Consider the following 263-nt stretch of genomic DNA (forward strand, 5'->3'; position numbering starts at 1 on the left):
GGTCTTCGCCCGCGACACCAGCGACCACCTGATCCACACCTACCTCGGCGACGGCATGTCGAACTGGGCCGCCTGGACCGGCATCGGCTCCGGCACCATCACCGGCACCCCGTCAGTGGTCTACAAGAGCACCGGCAACGTCACCGAGGCCTTCGCCCGCAATAGCGCCGGCTTCCTCGCCCACACCTACATCGCCGCCAGCACCAACACCTGGTCCGACTGGCTGCAGATCGACAACACCCCCATCGCCACCACCAACTGAT

At 66.2% G+C, this 263-nt stretch carries 1 protein-coding gene; it reads left to right on the forward strand.

The window, feature by feature from the left end:
- The coding region (locus UK23_RS54705; protein ID WP_045316969.1) for a hypothetical protein at positions 1 to 262 on the forward strand (262 nt) is incomplete at its 5' end.
- Between the last annotated feature and the right edge of the window lies 1 nt (position 263).

Origin of the sequence: Lentzea aerocolonigenes (assembly GCF_000955955.1) — a bacterium.
Lineage (GTDB): Bacteria > Actinomycetota > Actinomycetes > Mycobacteriales > Pseudonocardiaceae > Lentzea > Lentzea aerocolonigenes_A.